Here is an 8,277-nt window from a genome sequence, read left to right on the forward strand (position 1 = left end):
GATTTCTTACTGAGCTTTTACAATAAAATAGCTTTTCTTACCCTTTTGAAGCAGTAAAAATTGACCGTCAATAAGGTCGCTTTCATTGGCTGTATAAGTATCATTTACTTTTTCTTTGTTCACAGAAATTGCATTTCCTTTGATCTCTCTTTGAGCCTCACTTTTAGACTTTAGGAAACCTGATTTTTCTGAAAGAAGATCAATAATGCTTATTCCCAGCACATCAGCTTTTGGAAGTTCTTTCTGCGGAACACCGTCAAAAACTTCAAGAAAAGTCTCTTCATCAAGACTTACCAGATCTTCAGCTGTAGAACGTCCGAACAGAATTTCTGAAGCTTTAACCGCTTTTTCATACTCTTCTCTTCCGTGTACCCATACCGTTACTTCCTCAGCCAGCTTTTTCTGAAGTTTTCTTTCGTGGGGAGCTGCCTTATGCTCTTCTATTAAACCTTCAATTTCCTCTCTTCCTAAAAATGTATAGAACCTGATAAACCTTTCCGCATCATCATCCGTAGCATTCAGCCAGAACTGGTAGAATTTGTATGGTGATGTTTTCTTTTTATCCAGCCAGTAATTTTCTCCGCTTTCAGACTTTCCGAATTTAGAACCGTCGGCTTTAGTGATCAAAGGAACCGTTAATGCGAATGCTTCTCCCTGGGCCTTTCTGCGGATCAGTTCAGTTCCTGTAGTGATATTTCCCCACTGGTCTGAACCTCCCATCTGAAGCTTCACATTATTGTTTTGATACAGGTGAAGGAAATCATATCCCTGGATAAGCTGGTACGTGAATTCCGTAAAACTCATACCGTCTGCTCCGCCGTCTCCCGAAAATCTCTTCTTTACAGAATCTTTCGCCATCATATAGTTAACGGTGATATTCTTTCCGACATTTTTAGCAAAATCAAGGAAAGAAATATTTTTCATCCAGTCGTAATTGTTCACCAGCTCTGCTTTATTAGGCCCGTTACCGTCAAAATCTAGAAATCTTGAAAGCTGGTTCTTTAAACAGTCCACATAATGAAGAAGAGTGGCTTCATCCAGAAGATTTCTTTCTGCAGATTTCCCCGAAGGATCACCAATCATTCCTGTAGCACCACCTACCAAAGCGATCGGTTTGTGACCGTGCTGCTGGAAATGGGCCAGAATTTTGATCTGGATAAGACTTCCGATATGCAAAGAATCAGCAGTAGGGTCGAAACCAATATATGCAGTAGTTACCTCTTTATTCAGCTGTTCATCGGTTCCTGGCATCATATCGGCAAAAAGACCACGCCATTTTAGTTCTTCTATAAAGGAATTCATCTATACTTTTCTTTAAAATTTTATGGTGCAAAGATAGTAAATTCAGGAGTATGGAGAATAGATGTGAAAACGCAAAAAAATCGAAGGATAAAAAGACATATCTGCCCCTTTGTTCTTTCATCTAAAAAAATTATATTTGTTAATAATGAACGACGAACAGCTATTTCTGCTTATTCAAAAAGCAAAAGAAAAGGACCAGAAGGCCCAGACCAAACTCATCAATATTTTCTGGGTGGATGTGTTCTCTTTTGTCATGAAAAAAGTAAAGGATGAAAATGATGCAGATGAGATCACGGTAAATGTTTTTTCAAAAGTGCTGTCGAAGCTGGATATGTACGATCCGCATTTTCAGTTTAAAACCTGGGTATTAACCATTGCCCAAAATACAGTCATTGATTTCTGGAGAAAAAGAAGCCGCGAAAACCAGGATCCTACCGAAAACCTGGATGAAGTTAAAAACCAGTTTGCAAAATCTCCCGAAGAATTGATGATCTCCAATGAAGAACAGAAAAAGATCATCAAAACCATTGAATCGCTGGATGCCAATTACCAGGACATTATCAAATTAAGATTCTTTGAAGAAAAAAGCATCAGGGAAATAGCGGAAGAGCTCGGAATTTCCGTTGCCAATACCAAAGTAAGGGTCATGCGTGCGAAGAAAGTCCTCGCAGAACTGCTGAAAAATAATGAATTTGATGATAATTAATGAGCCTTGTCAACGTTCAAAACCTTGACAAGGCTTTTTGAAGAATAAGAGAAAGATACTTATAAATAAACCTCCTCCTTCGTTTTAGGAAGAACAATTTTTCTCCGTTCCTTTTTGTTTCTGTTCTGAAGATCGATCTTTAATCCCTTTTTAAGATAAGTTTCCTGTTTGGATTTACCGTATTCAGCAGTATTTTCTACCTCCTTTTTATAATTGAGCTGTCCTGTAGAAAGATTAAAATCTATTTCCTCCCAATAATCTCCCGGTCTCCCGGATTCTGAAGAATAGCCTATCAGCTCAAAATGTCCGTTCTGAAACCTGTATTTATCCGTATAGCCCCATTTCCAGCTGCTTCCGCCTGCCTGGGTAATGCTCAGAATTCCTTTTGAAATAGCTGTACTCTGATAAGGATCACCCATCATGCCTCCACCGGCGCTTTCCAAAATGGCATTTCGTGATTTACTAAGAATCATCCACGTTCCGCCGCTTTTTTTCAGAATCTGAATTTCGCGGATCTTACCCAGTTCGCCTTCATCTTTTGTATTATAAATAACGACTCTTTCAGGGATTTTATCACCGTCCAAATCTCCTTCCACAGTTTCAATGATCTCCGAACCTGCCGGTTGAAGCTCTTTCTGGGCAAAGCAAAATGTACTGATAATAACGGATAGGGTAAAAAGGATCTTCTTCATAATTTAATTTTGGTGCTTTAAAATTACGAAATTATATGTTTCATCAATGTTTGTCTTTGATTGTTTCGATAAAAAAATCACTAACTTTGAAGCTCAATTTGAGAAATAAATGGAGAATTTAGTTCAAGATACTACCGTTCAAAAACCAAAGTGGATCCGCGTAAAACTTCCTACCGGAAAGAATTACAGGGAACTGAGGACTTTGGTCGACAAATATAAATTAAATACCATATGCCAGAGCGGAAGCTGTCCGAATATGGGAGAATGCTGGGGAGAAGGAACGGCAACGTTCATGATCTTAGGGAATATCTGTACAAGAAGCTGCGGATTCTGCGGTGTAAAAACAGGAAAACCGCTTGATGTTAACTGGGATGAGCCGGAAAAAGTGGCCCGTTCTATCAAGCTGATGAAGATCAAGCATGCTGTTCTTACGTCTGTAGACCGCGATGACCTGAAAGATATGGGTTCCATCCTTTGGGGGGAAACTGTAAATGCCGTAAGAAGAATTTCTCCGGGAACAACCATGGAAACTCTTATTCCGGATTTCCAGGGACTTACCAAACATCTTGACAGATTGGTGGGAGTGGCTCCGGAAGTAATTTCTCACAATATGGAAACCGTAAAACGTCTGACAAGAGAAGTTAGAATTCAGGCTAAATATGAAAGAAGCTTAGAAGTTCTGAGATATTTGAAAGAAGCCGGACAGAGAAGAACAAAAACGGGTGTAATGCTAGGTTTGGGTGAAACTAAGGATGAGGTTTTCCAGACTATTGAAGATATCAGAAATGCCAATGTGGATGTTATCACCCTTGGACAGTATCTTCAGCCTACCAAAAAGCATCTGCCGGTAAAGAGATTTGTGACACCGGAAGAATTTGATGAGTTGGGCGAATTTGCAAGAAGTTTAGGCTTCAGACATGTGGAAAGCTCACCATTGGTAAGAAGTTCCTACCATGCTGAAAAACATATTCACTAAAAATATAACCGCTTTATTTATGAAGCGGTTTTTTGTTTAATTAAAGTATTAAAAAAATAAAGGAACTTTTTGGGAACTTCAGCCCCTTTGAAGTATAATTACTTGATACGGCAATAATTTACTGATGATAAATATTCTTGGGGCTGAGGCTCTCGAAGACCTCGCCATAAAATTCGCCGGCTCAGAATTCCCCTCCCGTGGAGGGGCGGCGAAAATTCAAAGAATTTTTGACGGGGTGGTTAAGCAACAAAAATATTCACAGCAAGAAATCTAGTTTCGCACCTCAATATTCTTCAAATGCTTTTTCCTGAATTCTGAAGGCGTTTCACCCGTATGCTGCTTGAACAGCTTGTTAAAATAGGATAAACTTTCAAAACCCACCTGAAAACAAACTTCTGTGACCGAATAATCTTTCAGCAGAAATATTTTAGCCTGGTTGATCCTGTAATTATTAACAAAATCTGTGAATGTCATATTCGTCTGCTTTTTAAAATAACGGCAGAAAGCCGGTGTACTCAGGCTGACCACCTGTGCAATTTCGTTGACATTAGGTTTTTTGTCATAATTTCCGTGGATATAATCGTAGATGGTTCCCATCCTGATTTTGTCGTTCAGAAACCATTTAATCCTGGTGTCTTCCTTGTTCAGCTCTCTTACTTCGTCTGAATCGGCGAGGATTTGCAGAATTTCAATCAGGCCTATGAGAGAATTGAAAGAGCTTTTATCTTTGATTTCATGAAGTTTTCCGACAACCCTTTTTTTTGTTTCTCCGGAAAATGAGAGTCCTAAATAAGACTTTTCCAGGAGCTTTTTAATATTTGAAAACTCAGGGACGGGAGCAATAATATCCTGAAGAAAATTCTCTTTCATCTGCAAAACAAGTTGCCTGCATTCCGTCTGGATACCGTAATCGAAATTCAGGTGGGGAACGTTGGAGCCGATCAGCAGCAGATCACTTTCTGTAAAAACGGAAATATCCCTTCCCACATGGCGGATCCCGTTGATGGCTTCTACATAAACAAGTTCTATTTCAGGGTGATGATGCCAGAAAAAACAGTTCTTTAAAGAGGGTGAAAAAAGCTTAAAAGATTTTCCGGCTTCAAACTCAATAATTTCTTTCTGAATTTTCATCTTGTTCTCATTTGATTGATTCTGATTTTAAAATTACATAAAAAGGTTAATATGGAGCAAATTTTTATCATTTCAAGAGAAGTGAAAGCCAATATTTCTCGCGAATTTTGCATTTCAAAAATAAAACATGGACTTCCATTTTTATTTTTCCGGAAAAAACATTTAAAATTTAATTCTAAAAAGAAGTTTACTGATAATGAAGATTGATAAAAGAATAATACCGCTGGCCATAGGCGGTCTGGGAATCGGAACCACTGAATTTACCGTAATGGGACTGCTTCCTGATATTGCAAATACCTTAGAAATAACCATTCCTGAAGCAGGCCACCTGATCTCGGCTTATGCGATGGGAGTTGTGATAGGGGCTCCGATCCTGATAGGGTATTCCGTAAAGTTCCCGCCTAAAAAAGTGTTGATGGTTTTAATGATCATCTTCACCTTATTCAACGGACTTTCTGCAGTAGCTCCCGATTATACCAGTATGCTGATCATCAGATTTATGTCGGGACTTCCTCACGGTGCATTCTTCGGAGTGGGAACGGTGGTGGCATCCCGCATGGCAGGAAAAGGGAAGGAGGCATTTTATATATCCTTAATGTTTACAGGACTTACGATAGCCAATCTGGTGATGGTTCCGCTTGTAACCTATATCGGACACGTTTATCATTGGAGATTATATTTTGCAATTGTAGCATTAATTGGGCTTTTTGCTGTGTTTTTCCTGAAATTATGGCTTCCTGCCACAGAATCCAATCAGGACAGCCACTTCCTGGACGAACTGAAATTCCTTAAAAATAAGCAGTCATGGCTCGTTTTAGGAATTACAGCGATCGGATTTGGTGGACTCTTTACGTGGCTTAGCTATATTACCCCTTTGATGACAATAGTTGCAGGAATCCAAAGCAATCAGATGGCTTACGTAATGATCCTTGCGGGCGCAGGAATGGTGGTTGGGAATCTTGCCGGAGGATTTATTTCCGACAGGCTCGGACCTGAAAAAACGTGTGTATTATTGATTTTTCTGATGATGATTTCTCTTGCAGGAGTATTTTTATTCGCACAGCATCAGAATGTGGCACTCATACTGACATTTGTGTGCGGAGCACTGTCGATGTCCGTTGCTGCACCTATCAATATTATGATGATGAAAGCAGCGCCTAAAAGTGAAATGATGGCTGCAGCATTTATGCAGGCCGCATTTAATACAGCCAATGCAATGGGAGCTTTTTTAGGAGGAATTCCTTTAGAATACGGATTCTCATTTAAATATCCTTCATTGGTAGGAGTGGGGATGACCTTTATCGGCCTGATAATAAGCCTGAGATACAGATATCTTTATGGAAGACAAACGCCGGGCAAAAAAGGTGATGTCACAGAATTTGTACCTTGTGAAAAATAAAATATGAAGCCGGGAGGTAAGCTTTACCCGATCAATTTTGAACTTTGAGCCAAGAAACTCACAGATGATTTAATACAGCTTAAAGATTTAAAATGAATATAGCGGATATAAAAAGAGACTTTGATTCAGCGGAATCAAAGTCTCTTTTTTTTTATGAAATAATTTTACACTTCTACCTCGTTTCCGTTCTCACACCAATAAAGTGCATTATATAAGTTTTCTTTAGGGAAAGATTTAAACTCTCCCGGCATCAGGACACTGAAAATATCCGTGAAGTTCTGTACACTTTCTTTGTCTGTAACAATAGCTGCCCGGTTCCATTTAGTAAGGTTTTTTAACCCTAAAAATGCATCTTCAAGCCATGCTCCCATGGTGAAATTATCCAGATCAGTATCCAAATACAGTAAGTAATTCAGCTCGCCAAACTGGTCTACTTTTTCTTTTACATGAGGAATGATAAGCTTTTCAAAATCTTCTTTAGTCACTTCTCCGGTGGCGTTGAATGCCGCAACATTTTCCGGAGCTTCTGCAATAATAGTTATCATAGTAATTATTTTAATGTGGTGATTTTAAAACTGGGTACAATAATTGCACCAGAAATTGATGAAAAACAATTAAAGTGCTTATAAATGGTACTGTTTTAAATATAATATTCAATTATGGATTTAAAATCGAACGAACCTTTCTGGCTTTTAAAAAACGGACTGACAGCTACCTATCCGTCGCTGAAATCAAATGAAGAATGTGATGTATTAATTATAGGCGGTGGCATTACGGGAAGCCTGATCGCCCATCAAATGGTAAATGACGGTTATAAAACAATCCTGATTGATAAACGGGAGATCTGTAACGGCAGTACTTCTGCTACAACCTCCATGCTGCAGTACGAAATAGATGTTCCGCTTTTTGAACTGATAGAGCTGATAGGCAGAAAAGGCGCTGTAGAAAGCTATAAAGCCTGTTCGGAAGCCATAGATACCCTTGAAAAACTTTCAAAAACGATCAGATCAGATGCAGGTTATAAACGGAAGAAATCTTTATATTTTGCTTCAAAGAAAAAGGATGCAGATTGGCTCAAAAAAGAATATGAGGCCAGGAAAGATGCAGGGTTTGAGGTAAAATGGCTGGAGGCGGATCAGGTTTTGGAACAGTTTGGATTTGAAAAGACTTACGGTGCAATTCTCTCTAAGCAGGGAGCCAGTATTGATGCTTTCAGGTTTGCTCATGAATTATTTCAGCACAACGTTAAAAAAGGACTGAAAATTTTTGATAAAACCGAAATGAAGAAGGTGGAATACCATAAAGGTTTTAATCTTGTGACTGTAGACAGCGGTTTTCAGATTAAAGCTAAAAAAGTGATCTACTGTATTGGTTATGAAAGCAAGAGCCTTCTGAAGGAAAATTTTGTTGATCTAAAAAGTACCTACGCCATTGTTTCAGAAGTTGATGGTGAAAAGTTCAAAAACATCAGCAACACTCTTGTTTGGAATACCGATGATCCTTACATCTACATGCGGACGACCGATGACGGACGAATTTTAATAGGCGGAGGAGACGAGGATTTTTATGATGCTGAAAAACGGGATGCGCTTTTGAATCAAAAGGAAAAAGAAATTCTGAAAAATCTGAAAAAAATAAAACCTGATTATCATTTCTATACCGATTTTGTGTGGGCCGGAACTTTTGGAGAAACCAAAGACGGACTGCCGTATATCGGAGAGCATAAAAAATTTAAGAATTCTTATTTTGTCCTGGGATTCGGAGGAAACGGAATCACTTTTTCCGTGACAGGAATGCAAATGGCTTCCGAATTTATGAAAAATAAAAAACACCTGCTGTCCGGATATTTTAAATTCGGGAGATAAAAACCCGGTGGCTGAGACACTCGAAGCCACCGGGTGCAGATTAAGATTGAAATTAAAACCAAGAGCCTGTTTAAATTGTATTCAATAAAATGATGCAGAAATAATTACTAAAGAAACTATTGCTTGCCCAGCTTAAAGAGATTTTGCAAGACTTATTTCAGTTATAAAAATCTGCGTAATCTGCCAAATCAGCGAGATTTTAAAAA

The 8,277-nt window shown here is 38.7% G+C and carries 9 protein-coding genes; 5 read left to right on the forward strand and 4 right to left on the reverse strand.

Annotation, left to right across the window (positions count from 1 at the left end; genetic code table 11):
• Nucleotides 1-6: 6 nt before the first annotated feature.
• On the reverse strand, nucleotides 7-1,302 hold the full coding sequence (gene tyrS, locus IX38_RS20500; RefSeq protein ID WP_034707831.1) for a tyrosine--tRNA ligase: 1,296 nt from the start codon (nucleotides 1,300-1,302) through the stop codon (nucleotides 7-9).
• A 145-nt stretch (nucleotides 1,303-1,447) separates the two neighbouring features.
• Here tyrS and IX38_RS20505 point away from each other — a divergent pair, with 145 nt between their 5' ends.
• Nucleotides 1,448-2,008, forward strand: a complete 561-nt coding sequence (locus IX38_RS20505; protein ID WP_034707832.1) for an RNA polymerase sigma factor — start codon at nucleotides 1,448-1,450, stop codon at nucleotides 2,006-2,008.
• 59 nt (nucleotides 2,009-2,067) lie between these two features.
• On the opposite strand, the gene IX38_RS20510 is transcribed toward IX38_RS20505, so the two are convergent.
• Nucleotides 2,068-2,700 carry a hypothetical protein gene (locus IX38_RS20510; RefSeq protein WP_034707833.1) on the reverse strand — a complete coding sequence of 211 codons (633 nt, stop codon included), beginning with the start codon at nucleotides 2,698-2,700 and terminating at the stop codon, nucleotides 2,068-2,070.
• 109 nt (nucleotides 2,701-2,809) lie between these two features.
• Here IX38_RS20510 and lipA point away from each other — a divergent pair, with 109 nt between their 5' ends.
• Both lipA and IX38_RS23090 read left to right on the forward strand, forming a co-directional pair.
• Nucleotides 2,810-3,676, forward strand: coding sequence for a lipoyl synthase (lipA, locus tag IX38_RS20515; RefSeq protein WP_034707834.1), 867 nt, complete (start codon nucleotides 2,810-2,812; stop codon nucleotides 3,674-3,676).
• Nucleotides 3,677-3,800: 124 nt separating this feature from the next.
• The gene (locus IX38_RS23090; protein ID WP_165570757.1) at nucleotides 3,801-3,950 is read left to right on the forward strand and encodes a hypothetical protein; all 150 of its coding nucleotides are present in this window, start codon (nucleotides 3,801-3,803) and stop codon (nucleotides 3,948-3,950) included.
• On the opposite strand, the gene IX38_RS20520 is transcribed toward IX38_RS23090, so the two are convergent.
• A complete protein-coding gene (locus IX38_RS20520; RefSeq protein WP_034707835.1) occupies nucleotides 3,947-4,807 on the reverse strand; it encodes an AraC family transcriptional regulator in 861 nt (286 codons plus the stop codon). The two genes, IX38_RS23090 and IX38_RS20520, sit on opposite strands and share 4 nt — an antisense overlap.
• A gap of 196 nt (nucleotides 4,808-5,003) precedes the next feature.
• Between IX38_RS20520 and IX38_RS20530 the strand changes: the two genes are divergently transcribed.
• Entirely contained in the window at nucleotides 5,004-6,206 is a 1,203-nt protein-coding gene (locus tag IX38_RS20530) for an MFS transporter (protein ID WP_185097689.1), read from the forward strand.
• 164 nt (nucleotides 6,207-6,370) lie between these two features.
• On the opposite strand, the gene IX38_RS20535 is transcribed toward IX38_RS20530, so the two are convergent.
• Nucleotides 6,371-6,751, reverse strand: coding sequence for a SpoIIAA family protein (locus IX38_RS20535; protein WP_034707837.1), 381 nt, complete (start codon nucleotides 6,749-6,751; stop codon nucleotides 6,371-6,373).
• Between the two features lie 114 nt (nucleotides 6,752-6,865).
• Between IX38_RS20535 and IX38_RS20540 the strand changes: the two genes are divergently transcribed.
• Nucleotides 6,866-8,071, forward strand: coding sequence for an NAD(P)/FAD-dependent oxidoreductase (locus IX38_RS20540; RefSeq protein ID WP_034707838.1), 1,206 nt, complete (start codon nucleotides 6,866-6,868; stop codon nucleotides 8,069-8,071).
• Nucleotides 8,072-8,277: the final 206 nt, after the last annotated feature.

The organism is Chryseobacterium luteum (genome assembly GCF_000737785.1).
In the GTDB taxonomy this organism is placed as follows: domain Bacteria; phylum Bacteroidota; class Bacteroidia; order Flavobacteriales; family Weeksellaceae; genus Chryseobacterium; species Chryseobacterium luteum.